Origin of the sequence: Streptomyces niveiscabiei (assembly GCF_033794345.1) — a bacterium.
Taxonomy (GTDB): Bacteria; Actinomycetota; Actinomycetes; order Streptomycetales; family Streptomycetaceae; genus Streptomyces; species Streptomyces niveiscabiei.
Genome location: NZ_JARAYJ010000036.1, coordinates 61,360 through 85,377 on the forward strand (window position 1 = coordinate 61,360; position 24,018 = coordinate 85,377).

Genomic DNA, 24,018 nt, shown 5'->3' on the forward strand with positions numbered 1-24,018 from the left:
CCCGGCCGGACGCCCATCGCTTGGCCCGCCCTCCGCTCAGCCCCGGCGCCTGCGGACCGCGTGGAGCAGGGCCAGCCCGGCGGCCGTCACACAGCCGGCGAGCGCCAGCCACAGGGGGTTGAGGTCGCCGCCCGTGTCCGGCAGGGGCTTGCCGGGGGCCGGGCGGGGTTCGACGACCGCGGTGCAGTCCGGGTTCCGCGAGCCGGGCGGGCAGTTGGAGCCGGAGGGGCCGCCGGTCACCGGGATGTCGACCTTCGTCCCGGAGGGGGGTGCGGACCTGTACGTCACCGTGAAGGTGATCTTCGCCGGGTGGGCGCAGCCGGCGGGGGCCGTGCCCTGCCAACTCACCTTGCCGTCCGAGTAGTTCACCGCGCCGGTGGTGGCGTGGGCGTCGTTGCCGTACGTCGCGTACTTCAGGACCTGCGACAGGTTCGCCGAGGCGGTCGCGCCCGTGTACGGGACGCCGGTCGGGCTGCACACGGTGATCGTGTACGTCACCTTGTCACCCGGCTTCGGGTTCGGGTTGTTCGACGTGATCTTGACGTCCAACTCGCCCTTCGCGACAGGGATCTTGAAGTCCTCGACCTGCCCGGCGCCGCCGTAGCCGGTGGGCTTCGGGTCGGCCGGGACTGCGGCCTTCTGGAAGGGCACCGCGCGGAGCTTGCCGCCGACCTTCACCAGGGTCTCCCCGGACGGTACCTGCGGGTCTCGGCCCGCCGGGACCTGCTCGCCGTACAGGCGCAGGCGCATGTACGTCGTGCCGGCCTTCGCGAAGTCCGCGTCCGGCCAACTCAGCGTCGTGGTCGTCGCGTTGACCGGGATCGTGCGGGTGATGCGCTCGCCCTGTTCGAAAACGCCGTCGAAGTCGTAGTCGAGCCAGGCGGCCAACAGGGTTGCCGCGCCTGTGGTGTTGGTCAGCTCGACCTGCGTCCTGTAGCCCGTTCCGGACGCGTACGCCGTGGGGATGGACGTCGGGCCGCGCCCGCTGTCCTGGTCGAGGCGGGGGCCGTCCGGGGAGCCGTTCAGGTCGGCCTGGGGGCCGTTGCCGAGACCGAGGCCGGGGACGATGACGTGGTAGGCGCCGTCGGCGGTGGTGGTCGTGCCGTAGGAGTCGGGGGCCTCGCCGAAGTTGTAGAGCGGGGCTACGACGGTCGCGCCGCACCCCGTGGGGTAGCCGGGCGTCGTCGTGTTGCCGTAACACGTCGTGTTCGCGCTGGCGCCTGTGATCTGGTTGACGATCTGCCGGTTGCCCGAGCCGGGGACCGCGTTCGCCATATAGGTGTAGGTGATGGTCGCCGTGGCGCCGGCCGGCATGTCGCCGGTCCAGGTGTACGTGAACCCGGACCGGGCGCTGATGGTGCCCTCGCTGGCCGTGGGCGGGGTCACCGGCTGCTGGTTGATCAGGCCGGTGCCCTGCGTCACCTGGTCGGTGAAGGTCGCGGCCGGGTAGGCGGCCTGGCTGTCGTTCGTGACCGTGACCGTGTAGTTCAGCAGGTCGCCGGGGAGGGGGTTCGTGTTGTCGACGGTCTTGACGATCTTCAGGTGCGGGATCAGGCCGTTGGGGCTGTTGCCCCCGCCCGTCGTGCAGCCGGAACTCGTCGAACCGGCCGCGCAGTTGGAGCCGGGGACGTTCGCCACGACCGTGTTCGCGAGGTCCCCGTCCCCGGTGTCGACCGTGTTCACGGTGACGCTGTAGGTGAGGGTGACCGTCTGGCCGCCGGGGACGTCACCGGACCACGTCAGCTTCGGAGAGGCGTAAGTGGTGGTTCCCGCCGTGGCGTTGGCGTCGTTGTTGTACGCCGCGTCGTCCAGGACGCCCGTCAGGTCGTCCGTGTAGGACGCGTTCGGGTAGTCCGAGGTGGTCGGGTTGGTGATGGTGATCTGGTAGCCGACCGTGTCGCCGGGGAGCGCCTGCGTGGTCGTCTGCGTCTTCGCGATCCGGAGGGTGGGGACCTGGCTGGACGTCGTGGAGCAGCCGGTGCCGCTCGGTGTCGCGCAGTTGTTGCCGGCCGACGTCGAGGTGACGGCGTTCTTCAGGACGCCGTTGCCCAGCTGGGCCGGGTCGGACTTCACCGTCGCGCTGTAGGTGACGGTGACCGTGGCGCCCGCCAGGACGTCGCCGGTCCACGTGACCTTCGGGGAGGCGTAACTCACCGTCCCGGAGGTCGCGTCGGCGTCGTTGCCGTAGGCCGCGTCGTCGATGACGTCGGTCAGGTCGTCGGTGAACGTCGCGCCCGGGAAGGTCGCCGTGCCGGTGTTCTGGACGGTCACCGTGTACGTGACCTGCTGCCCCGGCAGCGGGTTCGTGGTGGACGACGACTTCGTGATCGTCAGGCTGGGGATGCCGCCCGTGGCGTTGGAGCCGCAGTCCGGGTCGGTCGAGCTTGCGGGGCAGTTGGTGTCGGGGGTGGAGACGACCGCGTTGGTGAGCTTCTTGTCGCCGGTGTCGGGGGAGTTCACCGTCACGGAGTAGGTGATGGTGGCCGTCTGCCCGGCGGGGACGTCGCCGGTCCACGACAGGGTGGGTGACGAGTAACCGACCGTCCCGAGCGAGGCGTTGGCGTCATTGTTGTACGCCGCGTCGTCCAGGACCCCGGTCAGGTCGTCGGACCACTGCGCGCCCGTGTAGACGGCCGTGCCCTGGTTCTTCGCGGTGATGGTGTACGTCACCGTGTCGCCGGGCTCCGGGGTCGGGTCGGAGGACGTCTTCGACAGGGACAGGTCGGGGATGCCGTTGCCCGGGTCGTCGCTGGTCGTGCAGGCGGCGTTCTGCTTGCCCGCCTCACAGTTCGAACCCTGGGGGCCGGCAACGGAGTTGACGAGCTTGTGGTCCCCGGTGTCGGGGGTGTTCACGGTGACGCTGTAGGTGACGGTGACCGTGCCGCCCGCCGGGACCGTGCCGGTCCAGGTGACCTTCGGGGAGGCGTAACTCACGCTGCCCGCCGAGGCGTTCGCGTCGTCGTCGTACGCCGCGTCGTCGAGGACGCCGGTCAGGTCGTCGGAGGTGGTGGCGTTCGGGTACGGCGCCTGGCCGGCGTTGGTGAGGGTGACGGTGTACGTCACCTTGTCGCCGGGCTTCGGGTTGGTCGCCGACGCGGCCTTGGTGATGGAGAGCTGGGGGACACCGGCCGGGGCCGGGGAGCAGTCCGGGTCGGTGGAACCGGCGGGGCAGTTCGAACCCTGGGGGCCGACGACGGTGTTGGCGAGCTTGCCGTCACCCGTGTCGGGGTCGTCCACGGTGACGCTGTAGGTGATCGTCGCCGTCGCCTTGGGGGTCAGGTTGCCGGACCAACTCAGCTTCGGCGACGTGTAGTTCACGCTGCCGCCGGTCACGGAGGCGTCGTTGTTGTACGCCGCGTCGTCGAGGACGCCGGTCAGGTCGTCGTCCCAGGAGGCGCCCGTGTACGTCGCCGTGCCCGTGTTGGTGACGTTGACCGTGTAGGTGACCGTGTCGCCGGGGAGCGGGTTGCTCGGGGAGTAGGTCTTGGTGATCTGGAGCCGGCCGACGCCGGAGGTCGAGGTGCAGTCCGCGTCCTGCTTGCCCGCCTCGCAGTTCGAACCCTGGGGGCCGACGACGGAGTTGGCGAGCTGCTGGTTGCCGGTGTCGGGGTTGTTCACCGTCGCGGAGTAGGTGATCGTCGCGGTCTGGCCGGCGGGGACGTCGCCGGTCCAGGACACCTTCGGGGAGGTGTAACTCGCCGTACCGGTCGTCGCGTTGGCGTCATTGCCGTACGCCGCGTCGTCGATCACGTCCGTCAGGTCGTCCGTGAAGGTGGCGTTCGGGTAGTCCGCCGTGCCGGTGTTGTCGACGGTCACCGTGTAGGTGACCTTCTGGCCGGCCGTCGGGGTCGCCGGGGACTGCGTCTTGGTGATGTGCAGCTCGGGTACGCCCGGGATGTCGGCGGTGCAGCGGGAGTCGGTGGAACCCTGCTCGCAGTTCGAACCGGGCGGGCCGACGACGGAGTTGTTGATCTGCTTGTCGCCGGTGTCCGGGTCGTCGACCTCGACGGCGTACGTCACCGTCTCCGACTGGCCCTGCGGTACGTCGCCGGTCCACGTGACCTTCGGCGCCGCGTAGGAGACCGTGCCGGTGCTGGCGGTGGTCCGGTTCAGCCAGGTCGCGTCGTCGAGGACCTTGGTCAGGTCGTCGGTGAAGGTCGCGCCGGCGTAGTCGGCCGTGCCCGTGTTCTTGAGGGTGACCGTGTAGGTGAGGGTGTTGCCGGGGATCGGGGTCGTCGGGGAGACCGTCTTGGTGATCGCGAGCTGCGGGACGCCCAGCGGGCCCGAGGTGCAGGAGGAATCCGTGGAGCCCGAGCCGCAGTTGGAGCCGGGGACGTCGGAGACGACGGTGTTGGTGAGCTGCTGGTTGCCGGTGTCGGGGTCGTTCACGGTCACGCTGTAGGTGATCGTCGCCGTCTGGCCCGCCGCGAGGTCGCCGGTCCAGGTGACTTTGGGCGCGTTGTAACTCGCGCTGCCGGTCGAGGCGTTGACGTCGTTGTTGTAGGTCGCGTCGTCGATGACGTCCGTCAGGTCGTCGCTCCAGGACGCGTCGTCGTACGCCGCCGTGCCGCTGTTCTGGACCGTCACCGTGTACGTGACCGTCGAGCCCGGCGTCGCCGTACTGCTGGACGCCGTCTTCTTCATGGTCAACTGCGGTACGCCCTGCGGGGTCCGGTTCCCGCACGCCGAACTCGTCGACGAGGGACCGCAGTTGGTGTCCGGTGTGGAGACGACCGTGTTGGTGAGCTGCTTGTTCCCCGGCATCGGGTTGCCCAGCAGCACGCTGTACGTGGTGGTGACGGACGCGCCGGCCGCGAGGTCGCCGGTCCAGGTCAGCTTCGGTTCCGCGTACGACACGGAGCCGGTGGTCGCGCTCGCGTCGTCGTCGTACGTGCCGTCGTCGATCAGGTCTGACAGGTCGTCGGACCAGGTCGCGCCCGAGTAGGTGGCCGTACCCGTGTTCTGCGCGACGACCGTGTACGTGACCTTCTGGCCCGCCACCGGGTTCGCCGGGCTCGACGTCTTGGTCAGCGTGAGCTGGGGGACGCCCTGGCCGGGGTCGTTGCCGGTGGAGCAGGCCGAATCCGTGGAACCCTGCTCGCAGTTGGAGCCCGCCGGTCCGGTGACCGCGTTGATGAGCTGCTTGTCGCCGGTGTCGGGGTTGTTGACGGTGACGCTGTAGGTGATCGTCGCCGTGGCGCCGGCGGCGAGGGTGCCGGTCCAGGTCAGCTTCGGTGAGGAGTAACTGACGCTGCCCGCCGAGGCGTTGGCGTCGTTGTTGTACGCCGCGTCGTCCAGGACCTTCGTCAGGTCGTCGGTGTAGGAGGCGTTCGGATAGGTCGCCGTCCCGGTGTTCTTCACGGTCACCGTGTACGTGGCCTTCTGGCCCTGGAGCGGCGCGTTCGGCGACATGGTCTTGCTGATGTTCAGCGCGGGGACGCCGTCGATGTTCGCCGAGCAGTCCGGACTCGTCGAACCCTGCTCGCAGTTGGAGCCCGCCGGGCCGACGACCGCGTTGTCGATCTGCCCGTCGCCCGTGTCGGGGTCGTCGACCTGGACGGCGTAGGTCACCGTCCGGGTCTGGCCCTGGAGGACGTCACCGGTCCAGGTCAGCTTGGGCGCGCTGTAACTCAGCGTTCCTCCGGCCGCGTTGGTCTGGTTCAGCCAGGTCGCGTCGTCGAGGACCTTGGTCAGGTCGTCGGTGAAGGTGGCGCCGTCGTAGTCGGCGGTGCCGGTGTTGGTGAGGGTGACCGTGTAGGTGAGGGTCTGTCCCGGTACCGGGTTGGCCGGGGAGACCGTCTTCCGCATGGTGAGCGTCGGGACCCCGGCCGGGACGCTGCTGCACCCCGGATCGGTGGACCCTTGGCGGCAGTTGGAGCCGGCCGGTCCGACGACGGTGTTGCTGAGCTGCTTGTCCCCGGTGTCGGGGTCGTTGACGGTGACGCTGTAGGTGAGGGTGACCGTCTGGCCGCCCGGCACGTCACCGGTCCAGGTCAGCTTCGGGGAGGAGTAACTGACGCTGCCCGCCGAGGCGTTGGCGTCCGCGTTGTACGTCGCGTCGTCCAGGATCTTCGTCAGGTCGTCGGTGTAGGAGGCGTTCGTGTAGGTGCTGTTCGTCGGGTTGTCGACGGTGACCTGGTAGGTGACCTTCGAACCCGGCGTCGCCTGTCCGGTGGACGTCTGCTTCTTCGTGATCGACAGCGTCGGGACCTGGTTGGAGGTCGTCGAGCAGCCGGTGCCGGACGCGGTGGCGCAGTTGGAGCCCGGCGAGGTCGAGGTGACCGCGTTCTTCAGGACGCCGTTGCCCAGCTGGGCGGGGTCGGAGTCGACGGTCGCGCTGTAGGTGACGGTGACCGTGCCGCCGGCCGGGACCGTACCCGTCCAGTTCACCTTCGGGGCGGAGTAACTGGCCGTGCCCGCAGTGGCGCCCGCGTCGTTGTCGTACGCCGCGTCGTCGATGACGTCCGTCAGGTCGTCCGTGAACGTCGCGCCCGTGTAGTCGGCCGTGCCGGGGTTGGTGAGGGTGACCGTGTAGGTGACCTTCTCGCCGGGCTGCGGGGTGGTGTCGGAGGCGGACTTGGTGATGTTCAGCTGCGGGACGGCCGACTTGGTGGAGCAGGACGCGGCCTGCGCACCCTGCGCGCAGTTCGAACCGGCCGTCGAGACGACGCTGTTGCCGAGGGACTGGTTGCCGGTGTCGGGGTCGTTCACCGTCGCGGAGTAGGTGATCGTCGCGGTGGCCCCGGCCGCGAGGTCGTCGCTCCAGGTGACCTTCGGGGAGGTGTAACTCACCGTCCCGTCGGTCGCGCCCGCGTCGTTGTTGTACGTCGCGTCGTCGATGACGTCCGTGAGGTCGTCGGTGAACGTCGCCCCGTCGTACACGCCCGTGCCGTTGTTCTGGACGGTCACCGTGTAGTGGACGGTGTCCCCCGGCTTCGGCGCCGAGTTGTCGACGGTCTTGGCGATCTGGAGCTGGCCGACCCCCTGCGGGGTGGTGTTTCCGCACGCCGAACTGGTCGAGCTGGAGCCGCAGTTGGTGTCCAGGGTGGAGGTGACCTTGTTGGTGAGCTGCTTGTTGCCCGGCATCGGGTCGCCCAGCAGCACGCTGTACGTCGTCGTCGAGGACGCGCCCGCCGCGAGGTCGCCGTTCCAAGTGAGCTTCGGCGCCGAGTAGTTCACCGTCCCGGACGTCGCGCTCGCATCGTTGCCGTACGTCCCGTCGTCGATCAGGTCGGACAGGTCGTCGGACCAGGTCGCGCCCGTGTAGGTGGCCGTACCCGTGTTCTGCGCGACGACCGTGTACGTGACCTTCTGGCCCGCCACCGGGTTCGCCGGGCTGAACGTCTTGGTCAGCGTGAGCTGGGGACTGCCGCTGGACGTCGAGCAGCCCGGATCCGTGGAGCCCGTACCGCAGTTGGAGCCCGAGGGGCTGGTGACGGCGTTGGTGAGGGTCTTGTTGCCCGTGTCGGGGTTGTCGACGGTCACGCTGTAGGTGATCGTCGCCGTCTGGCCCGCCGGGACGTCACCGGTCCAGGTCAGCTTGGGGGCGCTGTAAGTGCCCGTGCCGATCGACGCGTTCTCGTCGTTGTTGTACGTCGCGTCGTCCACGACGTCGGTCAGGTCGTCGGTGAAGGTGGCGCCGGAGTACGTGCCGGTGCCGGTGTTCTCGACGGTGACCGTGTAGGTGACCTGGTCGCCGGGCTTGGGGGTGCTGTTGGAGACGGACTTGGTGATGTCCAGCCGTCCGACCTGGACGGTCTCGGCGCACTTCGGGTCCGTGGAGCCGTCGCCGCAGTTGGTGTCGGTGGTGGAGGTGACGGTGTTGTTGAGGGCCGCGTTCCCGTCGTCGGGGTTGTCGACGACCACGCTGTAGGTCACGGTGACCGAGGAGTTCGCGGGGACGGTGCCGGTCCACGACAGGGTCGGCTCGCTGTAACTGGCCGTACCGGCCGAGGCGGACGCGTCGTTGTTGTACGTCGCATCGTCGAGGACGTCCGTCAGGTCGTCCTGGAAGGAGGCGCCGGGGTAGTCGAACGCGGTCGCGTTGGTGAGCGTCACCGTGTAGCCGACCGTCTGGCCGGGAGAGACCGGGCCCTGCGGGTTCGCGACCTTCGACAGGGTGATGCGCGGGGTGCCGCCGCCGTTGTTGTCGGTGCAGTCGCCGTCGTTCGTGCCGGGGGCGCAGTTGGTGCCGTCGGCGTACACGTCGTTGTTGAGGACGCCGTTGCCGTCGGGCGGCGAGTCCACGGTGAACTGGTAGGTGACGGTGACGGTCTGCCCGGCGGGCACCGGGCCGGTCCAGCTCAGCGCCGCGTTCGAGGCGTCGTAACTGCCGGTGCCACCCGCCGGGTTCGAGGTGATCGACCCGTCGACGAACGTCGCGTCGTCGGCGACGTCCTTCAGATCGTCGTCGAACCTGAACGAACTCGCGTCGCCCTGACCGTTGTTGGTCATCGTGACGGTGTACGTCACCGTCTGGCCCGGCTTCGCGCCGTGCGGGGACGACGACTTGGACATCGTGATGTTCGGCCCGTTGGTGGTGACCGTCGAGCGGCACGTGGACTGGCAGTTGGCGTCCGTGTCGCCCGAAGGGGCGGTCACGGTCGCGGTGTTGGTCTGCTGGCCGCTCGCGGAGGTGGCGACGGTGCCCGAAAGGACGTACGTGAGCGTCCCGTCGACCCCGACGGTCGGCTTGTCGCTCAGGTTCCCGCTGCCGCTCGCCGCGCCACAGGCGCTGCCCGTGCCGGACGCCGTGCAGGTCCACGTGAACGAACTCATCGGCGCCGGAAGGGTGTCGGCGACGGTGACACCGGCCGCGGCCGAGGGGCCCGCGTTGGAGACGGTCACCGTGTACGAGAACGACTGCCCCGGCTGGTACGAGGTCGCCGAGCCGGCCTTGCTGATCGACAGCGCGGTCTGCGGGCCGTTCACCGGAGGCGGCGGGGCCGGGGACGAGGAGTTGTTGTTCGGGTTCGGGTCGCCGGTCGGGGAGTTGGAGGTGGCGACGTTCCCGATGTCACTGCCGTTGCCGGTGTACGACGGGGAGAGCCGGACCGTGATCGTGTTGGTCTGCGAGGCGCCGTTCGCGAGGGTCGCGATGGCCGGGCAGGTGACGTTCTGGCCCGACGCCGTACAGCCGGTGGACGAGGACACGAACGTCAGCTGCGACGGCAACGCGTCGGTGACGGCGACCTGTTGGGCGTCCGAGGGGCCCGCGTTGCTCGTCGTGATCGTGTACGCGAACGTCTGCCCCGGCGAGATCGGCGTGCTGGACGCGGCCTGCTTCGCCGTCGACAGGTCGGCGGAGGCCGGGCCCACGTTCGGCGGGACCTGCGCCGTCGTGTTGTTGTCCGGGTTCGGGTCGGTGCCGTTGCCGCCGGACTCGGTGGCCTGGTTGGGGATGTCGCTGCCGTTGCCGGTGTAACTGGAGGCGATCTTCACGGTGATCGGCAGCGCCTTGCCCACATTGGCCCCGAGGCCGATGCCGGTACAGGTCACCGTCTGCCCGGACGCCGAGCAGTTCGACGGCCCCGACACGTACGTCATCCCGGCCGGCAGGGTGTCCGTCACCGTCACGCCGGTCGCGTCCGAGGGGCCGCCGTTGTTCGCCCAGATCGTGTACTGGACGTTCGACCCCGGCGGAACGGCCTGCGTCGTGTTGAGCACCTTGCTCGCGTACAGGTCGGTGACCGGGCCGCTGACCTGCGGCGACGACGGCTGCGAGGTGTTGTTGCCCGGCGTCGGGTCCGGGACCGCCGACATCGACGACGCCGTGTTCTGGATGTCGCCGCCGTTGCCCGTGTACGAGGACGGCACCTTCACGGTGATCGTGTTGGTCTGACTCGCCCCGTTCGCGAGGGACGCGATCTGCGGGCACGTCACCGTCTGGCCCGACGCCGTACAGCCCGACGACGAGGAGACGAAGGTGAGTTGGGACGGCAGGGTGTCCGTCACGGTCACGTTCGTCGCGGCGCTCGGGCCGTTGTTCGCCGTCGTGATCTGGTACTGGAACGTCTGCCCCGGCGCGATCGGCGTCCCCGTCGCGGTCTTCGTCGTCGCGAGGTCGGCGGCGACCGGAGTGACCGTCGCTGAGGCGCAGTTGGCCGTGGAGCCGGTCGCGCACGGCGTCGGGTCGGAGCCGCTGGACGTCGCCTGCGTGATCCGGTTCGTCTGCGGGGACGTGCTGTTCACCGTCGCCGTGATGTGGATGGTCGCGCTCTGTCCGAGCGGGAGCGAGCCGACGTTCCACACGCCGGTGCCGGAGTTGTAGGCGCCGTTCGAGTCGTCGCTGACGTACGTCAGGCCGCTGGGGAGCTGGTCGGTGACCTGGACGTTGCTCGTCGCGCTGGGCCCGTTGTTGGTGACGGTCAGCGTGAACGTCGTGTTGGAGCCGTAGTTGACCTGCGTCGGGTTCGCGGACTTCGCGACGTTCAAGTCGGCCACGGAAGAGGAGGTGTTGACGACCGCGTCGGCCTGGTTGTTGCTGGAGACGGCGTCCAGCGTGCCGGTGACCTGGATGCCGTTCGGCGCGGTCAGGGCGGTGTTGCCGGGTGCGCTGGAGTAGACCGTCACGGAGATCGGCAAGTTGACCGAGGCGCCGTTGGTGAGCTGCGACGCCTGGACGGTACAGGTCACCTGTGTGCCGTTGGAGTTGACCGAACACCCGGACGGCTGCGTCGAGTTGGCGATGACGTACTGCGGCATGGTGACGGTGACGGTCGCGTTGCTCTGGGCGTTGTTGGGCCCGTTGTTCGCCACGACCACCGGAATCGTCGTGGCGTTGCCGGGTGCGGTGGCCGCGCTCCCGCCGCTCTTGGTGACGTCGAAGTCGTCCGCGATGATCGTGGTGTTGACGCTCGCGGACAGCGGGTTGGCCGCGTTGATGTTGCTGTACTGCGCGGGCAGCACCAGGTTCGCGGTGTTGGTGACCGTCCCGGCGGTCGTCGCGGTCCCGGTCACCGTCAGCGTCGTCGTACCGCCCGCCGGAAGCGTCACCCCGGCGTTGATGTTGTTCCCCGAACCGGAGGCGGAGGCACAGCTCGCGCCGCCCGAAGCGGAGCAAGTCCACGTCACGTTGGTGAAGTTGGACGGCACGGTGTCGGTGATCGACCCGTTCTGCACGGTGTTGATGCTGTCGCTGTTGTTGGTGGCGGTGACGGTGTACGTCGCCTGCGAACCGGAGTTGACCTGCGAGGGCCCGCTCTTGCTGATCTGCGCGTCGACCGGCAGGGTGACCACGACGTTCTTCAGCTTGTGCACCTCGGTGGCGGCGCCGGTGCTGGCCGCGAACCCGAGGTGGAAGGTGGCCGGCAGCGCCGCCTGGCCGCTCACCGAGGCGAGGTTGGCGTTGGTGATGATCTCCGTCATCGCGCCGGTCGTCGGGTCGGCGAGCCACACCGACACCGTCGAGCCCTGGATCAGGAGCTGCACGTGCCGGGTCGTCGTCCCGTTGGTCATGCGCAGGCCGCCGGGGGCCGCCGCGTTGGTGACGAACTTGTAGCCGCTGGTGCCGTTGCCGGAGCCCCGAATCGCGACCTTGTTGTATCCGTTGCCGGGCGCCGGTCCGTTGCCCGCGAGGGTGCCGCTGAAGTTTCCGTACGCGTCGAAGCCGATGCCGACGTAGGCGTTGGGGACGCCGTTGGAGTGGCAGACGTTGCCGGAGCCGGTGTTGTAGACGTTCCCGCAGGCGTAGCCGAGGCCCGCGCCGGACGCACCCGGGGTCAGATTGGTGGAGGAGCCGTCCATGAGGAAGACGGAGAAGCCGTCGCCCGCGCCGCTGCCGCCGCTGATGTTGTAGTCGAAGTCGACCAGCACGCCGAGGTTCGTGTTGAACGAGTCCTGCATGATCGCCGACCCGGCCTGGTTGTTGGTCGCGGGCGTCAGGTTCAGCCAGCCGTTGCCGACGTTCGCCGAACCGGCGATCGTCCAGTGGTTGTTGAGCGTGCTGGAGGTGCCGGTGAAGGGCTCGTCGACGGGGAAGTTGACGTTGGCGCGGCGGGAGGCGGGTGCCCGGGGAGCGCCGGGTCTCTTCGCGGCGGGTGTTCTGGCGCCGGGCTTCTTCGCGGCGGCGTCGGCCGCCCCGGGCGTCGCGGTCCCCTTCGGTCCGGCGGACGCCTCGGCTCCTTCTCGCGGTGCGGCGGACGCGGTCTTGGCCTCGCCGTCGTCCTCGGCCTTGGCCTTGCCCTTGGCCTTGGCCTCGTCCTCGTCCTCGTCGGAGGAGCCGGACTCCGTCCCGAACGGCCCCGCCACGATCACCCCGTCCGCGTTCCCCTCCCCCACCGTCAGCGTCACCGATCGCACGGCCTCGCGGAACACCACCTCGGCGGACCGCTCGGCGCCCCACACCTCCTCGTCCGCCCCGGCGAGCGAGTTCACGGCGAGCTTGCCGCCGATGACCGACGTGAGCGCACGGGTACCGGCCGCTTCGGGCCGTACGCCCTCGCCGTCCGCCCCCTTCCCCACCGCGGTCACCGCCCCCGCGGCCAGCCCTCCGAGCCGCAGCCACCCCGGCCGGGCCTCGGGAAGCGTGAGCGTCACGCTGTACGGCCGTCCCTCACCGGGGGCGGGCAGCCGCAGGCCCCGCGCGCCCTGACGCCCGGCGACGGACTCCGGCAGCTCGACCGTGGACCAACGGGTGGCGGGGGAACCGTCTCCGGCGGACCGTCGTGCGGTGCTCTCCATCCGGTACCCGGCGGAGTCCTCGACCGTCTTCCCCAGCGCACCGGAGGCACCGCCGGGCCAGTCGGCGAGGAGGACGGCGCGCCCCGTGCCCAGCGGGTTGCCCGGTCCGGACGGCTGCCCGAGCGCCGGAGCGGCACCCGTGCCGAGCGCCAGCGCCACGAACGCCGCCACCAGGCGGCCGTAACGGTGTGTGACCTTCGCGAACACGGGCAACCCCAGACCAGGTAAGTATGACTATCCGTCAGCCTTGGGAGAGATAACCCTGCGTCAGATTTCTTGATCATCAGACTGTCCGAAATCGCCCGGACGGCGCCGTGCCCGGCCTTCCGGATGCGCCGTTCAGGGGGGATGCGGTCGTGCCGCTGCGGCGGTACGCGAAAACAGCCAGCTCGCGCGTCTTGCGAGCTGGCTGTCCATGGTGCTGGAGCCCCCTGTCGGATTCGAACCGACGACCTTCGCTTTACAAGAGCGGTGCTCTGGCCAGCTGAGCTAAGGAGGCGTGGCGTACAAGAGCGCGTACGCGACCCGTGCAGTGTACCCAAGCCGATCGGCCGCCCCGTCGAAAATTTCCGCGAAGTTCACAGTCCTCCGGGTACTGACATAACGGAAAACGCGAGGTAGCGTCCTGAGGCAGTCCACCCGTGGACTACACCACCACCTTCCTACAACGGATCGTCCGGCACGTTCCTGCCGGTAGAAGGGGGCCTAGCACCATGGCCACTGTGTCTTTCGACAAGGCGACCCGGATCTACCCGGGTTCCGAGAAGCCCGCCGTAGACGGACTCGACATCCACATCGAGGACGGGGAGTTCCTGGTCCTCGTCGGCCCGTCCGGCTGCGGCAAGTCGACCTCCCTGCGGATGCTGGCGGGTCTTGAGGACGTCAACGGCGGAGCCATCCGCATCGGCGACCGCGACGTCACGCACCTGCCGCCCAAGGACCGGGACATCGCCATGGTGTTCCAGAACTACGCGCTGTACCCGCACATGTCGGTCGCCGACAACATGGGCTTCGCCCTGAAGATCGCCGGCGTCCCGAAGGCGGAGATCCGCGCGAAGGTCGAGGAGGCCGCGAAGATCCTCGACCTCACGGAGTACCTGGACCGCAAGCCGAAGGCGCTCTCCGGCGGTCAGCGCCAGCGTGTCGCGATGGGCCGCGCGATCGTGCGTGAGCCCCAGGTCTTCCTCATGGACGAGCCGCTGTCGAACCTCGACGCGAAGCTCCGTGTGTCGACGCGTACGCAGATCGCGTCCCTCCAGCGCCGCCTCGGCATCACGACCGTGTACGTCACGCACGACCAGGTCGAGGCCATGACGATGGGCGACCGCGTCGCGGTCCTCAAGGACGGTCTGCTCCAGCAGGTCGACACCCCGCGCAACATGTACGACCGCCCGGCGAACCTCTTCGTCGCCGGCTTCATCGGCTCCCCGGCGATGAACCTCGTCGAGGTCCCGATCGCCGACGGCGGTGTGAAGTTCGGCAACGCGGTCGTCCCGGTCCAGCGCGACGCGCTCTCCGCGACCACCGACAAGACGGTCACCGTCGGTGTCCGCCCCGAGCACTTCGAGGTCGCGACCGAGACGGACAAGGGCCTCGTCGTCACCGTGAACGTGGTCGAGGAGCTCGGCGCCGACGCGTACGTCTACGGCACCGCCAAGGTCGGCGAGGAGTCCAAGGACCTCGTCGTCCGCGTCAGCGGCCGTGCCGTCCCGGAGAAGGGCTCCACCCTCTCCGTCGTCCCGCGCGCGGGCGAGACCCACGTCTTCTCCACCTCGACGGGCGCGCGCCTGTCGGACTGACGCGAGATGTGAGAAGGACCCCGTGGCCGAGAGGCCGCGGGGTCCCTCTGCGTCCCCCTGAAAATCCCCGGCACTCCCGACTTTTCGGGCGCTCGCGTCAACCCACTACCCAATAACCGCCACTTCATCGTCCCCCATCCGAGTGACTAAATGTCTCCAAATCATTACTGGGCGCTACCATCACTCGCGTGAAGCACTCGAAGCGCTCCGTGGAGCACACCACCACGCGGACGCGACGCGGCGGCAGGGGTCCCGCCCGCCGGATCGGTCGCTCCCTCGCCCTTGTCCTGCCTGTCGTCATGGTGCTCTCCGGGACCCTCGCGGTGACCCGGGTCAACTGGACCGGAAACCCGTCGGATTCGGTGCTGACCGCGTCCGACGTCTCCGCGCCCCGCACCGGCCACGGCAGCGTCGCCCGCGCACCGCAGGACGTCCTGCGGGACCAGCTCCTCACGGAGCTCCAGCAGAAGGACCCCGGCATCGCCCTGACCCACCTCCAGCAGGCGGTCAACGGCAAGCCGGCCCTCGCGAAGCACTGCGCGTCCATCGCGCGGGCGCTGGGCCGCGCCGCCGTGCGTGTGTACGGCCCCAGCCGCGCCCAGTCCTTCTCCCGCCCCGTCTGCGACACGTCCTTCGCGTCCGGCGTCCTCGCGGCGCACACGAGCTGACCCGGTCGCGTACCGCCACCTGGCCCCGGGGATCACGGCGATCCCCGGGGCCTGGCGCGTGTGAGGGGGCCGACAGGGGGCGTCGGCGCGGGACGCCCGGCGTCATGGCACCGGCGCCCGGGTCCGGCGCAGGCGCCGTGCGAGAGGCCGGGAGCGAGCGGCCCGGCGCCGGGGTCCCGGCGTGCGGGGCCCGGCGGTGCGAGGCCCGGCGGTGCGAGGTCCGGCGTGCCGGGTCGTGCGCGAGAATTCCCACGTAGGAGCCCCTTCCCGGTCTCCCCTTCACCCCCGTCTCGTACAGTGCGGTCATGACCGACCCGCACGCCGCGTCGCGGCCCACGCAAGCCGTCATCCTCGCCGGGGGCCAGGGCTCACGTCTGCGCCCGTACACCGATGACCGGCCGAAGCCGATGGTCGAGATCCCGGGGACGGGGACGCCGATCATCGGGCACCAGCTGAACTGGCTCGCGGAGGAGGGGGTGACCGACGTCGTCGTCTCCTGCGGGCACCTCGCGGACGTCCTCCAGAAGTGGCTGGACGAGACGGACCTGCCGGTCTCCGTCACCACCGTCGTCGAGCCCGAGCCGCTCGGGCGGGGCGGCGGGCTGCGGTACGCCGCGGCTCGGCTGCCGCATCCCGACCGGTCCTGGTACGCCACCAACGGGGACATCTGGACCCGGTTCTCGCTGCGGGAGATGGCCGACTTCCACACCGAGCGCGACGCCGTGGCCACGATCGCCCTCGCCCGCCCCCGCATCCCCTGGGGCGCCGTCCAGACCGACGGGTTCGGCCACGTCACCGACTTCATAGAGTCCCCGCCCTCGACGTTCGAGATCAACGCGGGCGTGTACGTCTTCTCGCCCGAGTTCGCGGGGCTCCTGCCGGAGCGCGGGGACCACGAGCGCAGTACGTTCCCCCAGCTCGCGCGGGAACTGCGACTGGCCGGGTTCCCGTTGCCCCAGGGCGCCTACTGGCGGGCCATCGACACCGCGAAGGACCTGACCGAGGCGGCCAAGGAACTCGCGGCGCTGAACCGCTGACCGAACGCGGGGTGCTGCCGGCGCTAGCCCTCGGAGGCCCGGTTCAGTACCGCGCTGAGCTGGGCCTTCGGCATGTTCAGCGCGTCCGCGTTGTCGACGTGCTGGTCGATCGCGCCCAGCAGCGGCAGCGCGCGGATCGCGGGGTCGGTGACGGTCGCCGCGAGGGCCTCGGCGAAGCGGTCGGCGCGGAGGACTCGGTAGGGGCGGGAGTGGTACGGGCGGGTGGCGGGGTCGAGGGGGGCCGTGAGGCCGAGCGTGTTGTGCGCGGCGGCGATCTCCTCGTACGCGTGCGCCAGCCGGGCTTCCCGGGTGGGCCAGTCGGGGGCGGTCAGGGCGGCTCGGAGTACGGGGGTGAGGCGGGCGCCGAGGGGGGTGCGGGAGAAGGCGGTGCCGAGCCATTTGCCGTACGGGGGATAGCGGCGGTCCATCAGGAGGCAGAGCCGCATCAGGTCGCGGACCAGGCGGGCGGCGGTGACGGCGGAGCCCAGTTCGTCACCCGCCTCGCCGCTGCGGGCCACGAACGCCTCTTCCTGTGCGACGCGTTGCCATTGCGCGGCCAGGACGTGGCGCCAGATGTCCGGCGGGTACCAGGAGAGGGCCTCGCGGGTGGGTACGAGGGTGTCGAGGCCGTCGTGGAAGACCTCGCCGGCCGTGACCTCGGCCAGGCGCTGCGTCGGGGTCGTGAGCCAGCTCGCCGGGGTGACGCCCCTCGTGGGGTCGAAGCCGAGGGTGCGGGTGAGCCAGGCGGGGAGGGTGGTGATCTCGACGCGGTGGTGGACGGGGCCGTCGGTCGGGGTCATGACGCGGATGTCGCGGTCGCCGTCGGTGCCAGTGGGGGCGAAGTGGGTGGGGTGGCCGAGGAAGGACTTCGGAAGGTTCTCCGCGAGGTGGGCGCTCAGGGCGTCGTGGGCCGCGGGGTCGTCGTCGTGTACGAAGAGCTGGAGGCGCGGTCCCCACTCGTGGTCGGCGGAGCGGGGTGTGTCGTAGCCGAGGACCTCGGAGCCGGGGCCGATGCGGGCGGCCGAGTGGGGGAGGCCGGGGAGGAGGGGGCGGACGGCCTCGGTGTAGAAGCGGCGGGCCAGGAGCAGGCCGGGGAGGAAGGTCTGTCGCTCTGTTCTCGATGCCAAGGATCGGGCTGTTGTCGGGTCCAACGTGCCGGATTCGCCGGGAGTTCCCGAGTCATTGGGCAATTTCCGAATCCTCCTCGCCTCTCGTGCCGCCCCTTCAGGCGTTCCTCAGTCGCCGTGCGATTTCCAGGTCCTCCTCGTCGAGGGGTTCGCCGTCCTCGACGTTCCAGAGGGAGTTCTCCAGGAGGCGGCCCAGGGTCCAGGCCCGGGCTCGGGCGCGGTCCAGGCCGAGGCCGGAGGTCATCGCGTCGAAGCGCCAGCGGATGTCGTCCGCGTCGAAGCGGTTGGCAATGGCGGGCCAGAGGTCGTAGCCGGGGTCGCCGGCGAGGGGCTTGGGGTCGATGGCGAGCCAGGGCGCGCGGTCGGCGGCGAGGACGTTCTCGTCGTGGAGGTCCCAGTGCAGGAGCCGGTCGCCGGGCTCGTCGACGACCTCGGCGACGGCGGAGGCGCAGTCGGCGACGATACGGCGGTGCTCGGGGTCGGGGATGCGGGCCAGCGCGGCCGGCGTGCGCTCCAGCATGGACGCGGCGATGTCGGCGAGCCGCCGCATGCCCTGCGGCGCGGGCCCGGCGGTGAGGTGGGCGAGCAGGCCGGTGATGACCTCGACGGAGGTGTGGACGTCGGCCACGCGCGCGAGCATGCGCTCGGGGTCGAGCCGTTCGAGGAGCATCGTCCCGGTGGCGTCGTCGAGGTCGAGGAGGCGCACCGCTCCGTCGCCGTCCCACAGCCGCAGGGCGACCGCCTCGCCCTCGCTCTCCTCGTCGAGGAGCTGGAGTTTCAGGACGGCGCGCAGGCCGTCCGTACGGACGACGGGCAGGACCAGCGCGCACATGCCGTGCATCGGCGGCCCGTCGAGCCGCAGGTCCCAGCGCGTGAGGAACTCCTGCGCGAGCGCCGGCAGCCCGTCCAGGAAAGCGATCCCCGCCTCCCCGTTGGCCCTTTGCTGAGACTTCACCAATCCGTGCGGAATGTCGATCACCTCTCGGACGATACTGAACCGCGTGCATCCGCTCATGCGAATTAAGCGCGGGCCACAGGCGGTCCGGAGGTACGTCCGGCGCTCCCCCGGGACCTACGTCTGGCTGGGGATCCTGCTGTTCACGACTGCCGCCGCGCACCGCATGTCGCCGCAGTTCGAGGAGGAGTTCCTGCGACAGCGGTCGACGAACCTGCACGAGCTGTCGGACAACCCCGTGCGCGTACTGGTCGCGAGCGCGATGTGGCTGGACGGCGGGTACTGGCTGCCGTACGCGGCGCTGTACTCGGTGATCCACGCGCCGGTGGAGCGCTGGCTGGGGACCGCGCGCTGGCTGGCCGTCGCGGCCGGCGCGCACGTGCTGGCGACGCTCATCAGCGAGGGGGCGCTGCTGGTCGCCATCGAGCAGGGGGTCGCGCCGAGGTCGGCGATGAACACGCTGGACGTGGGGGTGAGTTACGCGCTGGCCGGGGTCGCCGCGGTCCTGACGTACCGCCTGCGCGCGCCGTGGCGGTACGTCTGGGCGGCGGGGCTCCTGGTGTTCTTCGCGGCGCCCCTGACGGTCACGCCGACGTTCACCGATCTCGGCCACTTCATCGCCGTCCTGCTGGGGCTCGCGGCGTATCCGCTGACCCGGGGACGACGAAATCCGAAGGGGACAGCCCTCACCCGTACGGGCTAACGTCCGCGCATGGGTGCTTTCGCGAACGGCGGTGTCTCCTTCTGGTGGGCGGGAAACGGCCTCCCCAGGGAGCGCGATCCGCTGCCCGGGGACGCGACCGCCGACGTCGTGATCGTCGGCGGCGGATACACCGGCCTGTGGACGGCCTACTACCTCAAGAAGGCCGACCCCTCCCTCGCGGTCACCGTCCTGGAGCGCGCGTTCTGCGGGTACGGCGCCTCCGGGCGCAACGGCGGCTGGCTGTACAACGGGATCGCCGGACGCGACCGGTACGCGCGCGTGCACGGCCACGAGGCCGCCGTACGGCTCCAGCGGGCCATGAACGACACCGTCGCCGAGGTCGTCGCGGTCACCCGGGCCGAGGGGATCGACGCGGACGTCCACCAAGGCGGCGTCCTGGAGGTCGCCCGTACACCCGCGCAGCTCGCGCGCCTGCGCGCGTTCCACGAGCACGAGGTGGCGTACGGCGAGACGGACCGCGAGCTGTACGGGCCCGCCGAGACGTCGGAACGGGTCCGTATCGTCGACACGCTGGGGTCCACGTGGACGCCGCACGGCGCGCGCGTGCACCCCGTCAAGCTGCTGACGGGGCTCCTGGAAGCCGTCGTACGGCTCGGCGTGAGCGTCCACGAGGGGACGGCGGTGACGGAGATCCGTCCCGGGCGGGCGGTCACCGCGTACGGCACCGTGCGCGCGCCGTACGTCCTGCGGTGCACCGAAGGGTTCACGTCCGAGCTGAAGGGGCAGCGGCGCACCTGGCTGCCGATGAACTCCTCGATGATCACCACTGAGCCGCTGAGCGACGCCCTCTGGGAGGAGATCGGCTGGCACGCGCGCGAGACGCTGGGCGACATGGCGCACGCGTACATGTACGCGCAGCGCACCGCCGACGGGCGGATCGCCCTGGGCGGGCGGGGTGTCCCGTACCGCTTCGGCTCGCGCACGGACGCGGACGGCCGCACCCCCGAGGCCACGGTCGACGCCCTGCGCGCGGTCCTCACCGACTTCTTCCCCGCCCTGCGCACTGTCCGCGTCGACCACGCCTGGTCCGGCGTCCTCGGCGTCCCCCGCGACTGGTGCGCCACAGCCACCCTCGACCCCGCCTCCGGCCTCGGCTGGGCGGGCGGCTACGTCGGCTCCGGCGTCGCTACGGCCAACCTCGCCGGCCGCACCCTGACGGAGCTGGTCCTCGGCGGCGACGGCGAGCTGAGCCGCCTGCCGTGGGTGGGGCACCGGGTCCGGAAGTGGGAGCCGGAACCGTTGCGGTGGGTGGGGGTCCGGGGGCTGTACGCGGTGTACCGGGCGGCGGACCGGAGAGAGCGGGAGATGCGCGCGGGGGCGGGCTCCTCGCGGCTGGCCCGGGTGGCGGATGTGGTGGCGGGGCGGGGGTGAAGGGGGGCGCTGCGGGCCGGGTACAGGTTTCCGAGCGGCTGAGCCAGAGTTCTCGACCAGCTGAGCTGGGGGTTTCGGGGGCCTGTGGATAACTCCGAAGCTGTGTCGTACCTGTGTGCGACGATTCGCCTCAACGACCGAGCACGATCCCAGGGGGGATGCGTTGAGGGGTGTGGGTGTCAGAAGACGGCGGACGGTGGGGTTGTTCGCCGTCGTGCCGTTGCTCGCCTCGCTGGTGAGCGTGAGCGCGGCGGGGGCCGCGCAGGCCGATCCCGGGGGTGCGGAGTGCGCGCCGCTGGAAGTCGCCGGGTTCGGGGACCCGGGGAAGGCGGTGGCGAAGGCGACGCTGGAACCGGACGGTTCGGCGTGCTTCAGGTTCACGGCCGAGGCCGCCGGAATGTTTCTGGTGCCGAAGAGCGGGCGCGCCGACCTGAGTGTGACCGGCCCCGACGACAGCGCGGTGGACTGCTCCGGCGACTCGTACGCAACGAACGGCATGTGCACGCTGCCGACGGCGGGTGCGTACACGCTGACGCTCACCAACCGGGGCTGGGAGAGGGACGAGACGACCGCCTCCGTGGTCCCGCTCGGCGGCACGCGCGGGTGCGCGGACCCGGTGAGCACCCGCTGGGACCAGCCGGACCCGGGGACGACGACGGCGAGCGCGCTGGAGGTCGACTGCCACCCGTTCGACGCGGCGCCGGGTGAGCGGATCCGGCTCACCTCGGGCTCCCGGTACTACGGCAGCTCCCTCGCGTGGATCACCGACGAGACCGGCGCGCGCGTCTGTCCGCAGTTCTCCGAGGACGACGAGACGAGCTGCGTCCTGCCCGGCGACGGGCCTTACCGGGTGCTGTCGCGGATCTCCTACGCGGAGCGCGGCTTCCCCGCCGAGTACGCGGTCAAGGCACGGCGCCTGAACGACCCTCAAGGGTGCGTGCCCACTCCCGTACGTCCCTTCGGACCGCTCACCGGGCTGGAGTCCGGCTCCGTACCATGCCACACGTTCACGGCCGACCGGGCAGGTCCGTACACACTGCGGTCCGTGGACGAGGGCGGTGAGGTCGGCCTCGTCACCGTGCACGATGCGGCAGGGAAGACCGTCTGCAAGGCGTACGGCGAGGTCTGCGAGGTGCCTCGGGCCGGGACGTACACCGCCGTCCTCGACGGCGCCTACCCGTACCACTCCGACCGCGAGGCGCTGATCGCCCTCGACCGGGCGTCCGGCGCCGGGTGCGTGGCGGTGCCGATGGGGCTGTTCCAGGGCGAGTTGACGTCCCCGGGCCAGTACGACTGCCTGACCCTCGACGCGCCCGAGGGGGCCTCCGTGGCGGCGCTGACGCCGCTGGGGCCGTCGGAGAAGCTGCGGGCGGGGGTCGAGGTTGTCGACAGTGCCGGGGTGGTGCAGTGCGACGACTCCGAACTGGCGGGTGACGGGTCTTGTGTGTTGACGGGGACTGCTCCCTATCGCGCGCTGGCACACGCTTCGGACAGGTCCAGTCGCAAGACCGGACCGTACGGAGTGGCTCTGCACCGCACCGACGTGACGAGCGACTGTCCCGTCCTGCCGTCGGGGAATTTCGCCGCCGACGGTGCCAAAGCCGCCTTCACCTTGGGTAACGGCGTCTTCTCGCAGTGTCTGAGCATTCCGGCGGACGCTCACACTGGTGGCGAGGTCTTCCAGCTGGCCGGTGACCTCGCAGCACGGTTCTCAGTCCTGGACAGCACCGGCAAGCGGATCTGCGCCCAGACCTCGGGAGCCGGCAGCTGGATCGTCTGTCCGCTCACGCCTGGCCTCGCGCACACCGTCCTGGTCACCGGCTCCGACAAGACGGCCGACTACACGCTGACCCGACGCGACGTCACCGCCACCGCCGCCTCGGCGGGTTGTACGAGTGCCCCGGCGAACAAGGCGGGCGGGCCGTCCGTCACCAGTTCCTACGCCGGGCCCGGCACCCTGAGCTGCCGTCAGATCACGACCGGCGCATCCACCGACGTCATCCACGTGTTCGTCCGGGACTCCCTCGGCACCACGATCAAGCGCGTCCTGAAGTCCGACGGCACCTCCGCGTGCCCGTTCAGCAGCGCGCCCTGCGCCGTCACCGGCTCCACCTCCTACCAGGTCCTGACCCAGGTCAGGACCACGTCCAAGGCCGCACCCGAGTACCACCTCGATGCCCTGCGCATCGCAACGGCCGACGGGCCGGCTCCCGAGTGCACGCGCGTGCCGTCGGTGGCGTACGGGTACGGACCGGTCACCGGGACGCTCGACGAGCAGCACACAGCCGTCTGCGCGGCTCTGCCGACCGGCCGTTTCGACCGGTTCGACATGGAGAGCACGGAAGCTCCGGACGCGGCGATGTTCGCCCTCTACACCAGGTCTTCCTGGGCCGACGGCTGCATCCACTACTACCCGTCGGGCGGGGAGTGCGCGGTGAACGGCATGTCGTCCCTCACCGACGAGCCGAGCGTGCTCGTGCTCGGCCTGCCGAAGACCGCCTCCACCGCCACCTTCGGCACCCGGCTCGTCTGCAAGTCCACCCCATGCGGACCCGACAGGCTCACCGTCGGCCAGGTGACCCCGACCACCGCGCCCGGGGGCGGCAAGGCCACCCTCACAGTCACCGGTACCGCGCTCAGCCCTGAGACCGAGGTGCAGCTCTACCGCGGTGGCCGGACCATCACCGCCACCGCGACGCGGGTCGCCCCCGATCACCGGTCCGTGACCGCGGTCGTCGACCTGACCGACGCCGAGCCTGGGGTGTGGAGCGTCAGCGTCAGAACTCCCGGCATCGAGTACTCGCGCGGCTCCTTCACCGTCACCCAGCCCCAACTCACCGGCACCGCCGCCCCCGTGATCACCGGCGCCCCGAAGGTCGGTGCCACGCTGACCGCCGGGACCGGGTCCTGGTCGGCGGTGCCGGCGTCGTACACGTACCGGTGGACCGCCGACGGCTCGCCGGTCAGCGGGGCGACCGGCGCGTCGTACGTGGTGCCTGCCGAGTTGCTCGGCAAGCGGCTCGGGGTCACCGTCACGGCCGCGCGCAGCGGGTGGGGCAGTGGGTCGGCGGAGTCCGCCGCTGTGGTCGTCGCCCGCGGGGACGCGCTGAAGGCGGCCAAGGCGCCCGCGATCGTCGGGGCGGTCAAGGTGGGGGCCGTGGTCAAGGCCGGCGCCGGGGTGTGGAGCCCTGCTGCGGGCTCGTACCGGTACCAGTGGACAGCCGACGGGAAGGCGATCTCCGGCGCCACGGGGGCCTCGTACGGCGTGCCTGCCGCCCTGCGTGGCAAGAAGCTCGGGCTGACCGTCACGGCCGTGCGCGCGGGATGGGCGAACGGAACGGCGTCCTCTCCCGCCGTGACCGTCGCCGTCGGGGACGCGCCCCGGGCCACCAAGGCGCCCACGATCAGCGGGACGGCCAAGGTGGGACGGACGCTGACGGCCGGGGCCGGTGTGTGGAGTCCGGCGGCTGGGTCATACGCGTACCAGTGGTACGCCGGAGGGAAGGCGATCTCCGGGGCCACCAAGGCGTCGCTGGTGCTCAAGGCCGCGCAGAAGGGCCAGAGGATCACCGTGCGGGTGACGGCCCGGCGGGCCGGGCACAAGGACGGTGCGGCGGTGAGTGCGGCGACCAAGGCGGTCGTGAAGTGAGCGTCCC

9 protein-coding genes and 1 tRNA gene are annotated in these 24,018 nt (G+C 70.6%); 6 read left to right on the forward strand and 4 right to left on the reverse strand.

What is annotated here, in order from left to right; all coding sequences use genetic code 11:
* Window positions 1–36 precede the first annotated feature (36 nt).
* Both PV682_RS35170 and PV682_RS35175 read right to left on the reverse strand, forming a co-directional pair.
* Window positions 37–12,888 (reverse strand): DUF7927 domain-containing protein, encoded by a 12,852-nt coding sequence (locus tag PV682_RS35170; RefSeq protein ID WP_319735812.1) that lies wholly within the window; start codon window positions 12,886–12,888, stop codon window positions 37–39.
* A 215-nt stretch (window positions 12,889–13,103) separates the two neighbouring features.
* Window positions 13,104–13,180, reverse strand: a tRNA-Thr gene (locus PV682_RS35175).
* A 214-nt stretch (window positions 13,181–13,394) separates the two neighbouring features.
* On the opposite strand from PV682_RS35175, the gene PV682_RS35180 reads away from it, so the two are divergent.
* The 3 genes from PV682_RS35180 to PV682_RS35190 all read left to right on the forward strand — a co-directional run bounded on the left by PV682_RS35180 (window position 13,395) and on the right by PV682_RS35190 (window position 16,185).
* Entirely contained in the window at window positions 13,395–14,480 is a 1,086-nt protein-coding gene (locus PV682_RS35180; RefSeq protein ID WP_055722631.1) for an ABC transporter ATP-binding protein, read from the forward strand.
* 209 nt (window positions 14,481–14,689) lie between these two features.
* Window positions 14,690–15,148: a hypothetical protein gene (locus PV682_RS35185; RefSeq protein ID WP_319735835.1), complete on the forward strand. Its 459-nt coding sequence runs from the start codon at window positions 14,690–14,692 to the stop codon at window positions 15,146–15,148.
* A 305-nt stretch (window positions 15,149–15,453) separates the two neighbouring features.
* Window positions 15,454–16,185: a nucleotidyltransferase family protein gene (locus PV682_RS35190; RefSeq protein WP_319735814.1), complete on the forward strand. Its 732-nt coding sequence runs from the start codon at window positions 15,454–15,456 to the stop codon at window positions 16,183–16,185.
* 23 nt (window positions 16,186–16,208) lie between these two features.
* Here the strand turns inward: PV682_RS35190 and PV682_RS35195 are convergent, their stop codons facing one another.
* The gene (locus tag PV682_RS35195) at window positions 16,209–17,312 is read right to left on the reverse strand and encodes a DUF4037 domain-containing protein (protein ID WP_319735815.1); all 1,104 of its coding nucleotides are present in this window, start codon (window positions 17,310–17,312) and stop codon (window positions 16,209–16,211) included.
* Window positions 17,313–17,409: 97 nt separating this feature from the next.
* Window positions 17,410–18,327, reverse strand: coding sequence for an aminoglycoside phosphotransferase family protein (locus PV682_RS35200; RefSeq protein WP_319735816.1), 918 nt, complete (start codon window positions 18,325–18,327; stop codon window positions 17,410–17,412).
* On the opposite strand from PV682_RS35200, the gene PV682_RS35205 reads away from it, so the two are divergent.
* From PV682_RS35205 to PV682_RS35215, 3 genes are all read left to right on the forward strand, one after another.
* Entirely contained in the window at window positions 18,326–18,970 is a 645-nt protein-coding gene (locus PV682_RS35205; RefSeq protein ID WP_319735817.1) for a rhomboid-like protein, read from the forward strand. The genes PV682_RS35200 and PV682_RS35205 overlap by 2 nt on opposite strands.
* Before the next feature lie 9 nt (window positions 18,971–18,979).
* Window positions 18,980–20,362, forward strand: coding sequence for an NAD(P)/FAD-dependent oxidoreductase (locus tag PV682_RS35210; RefSeq protein WP_319735818.1), 1,383 nt, complete (start codon window positions 18,980–18,982; stop codon window positions 20,360–20,362).
* 172 nt (window positions 20,363–20,534) lie between these two features.
* A complete protein-coding gene (locus tag PV682_RS35215; RefSeq protein ID WP_319735819.1) occupies window positions 20,535–24,011 on the forward strand; it encodes a Tat pathway signal protein in 3,477 nt (1,158 codons plus the stop codon).
* Window positions 24,012–24,018 lie beyond the last annotated feature (7 nt).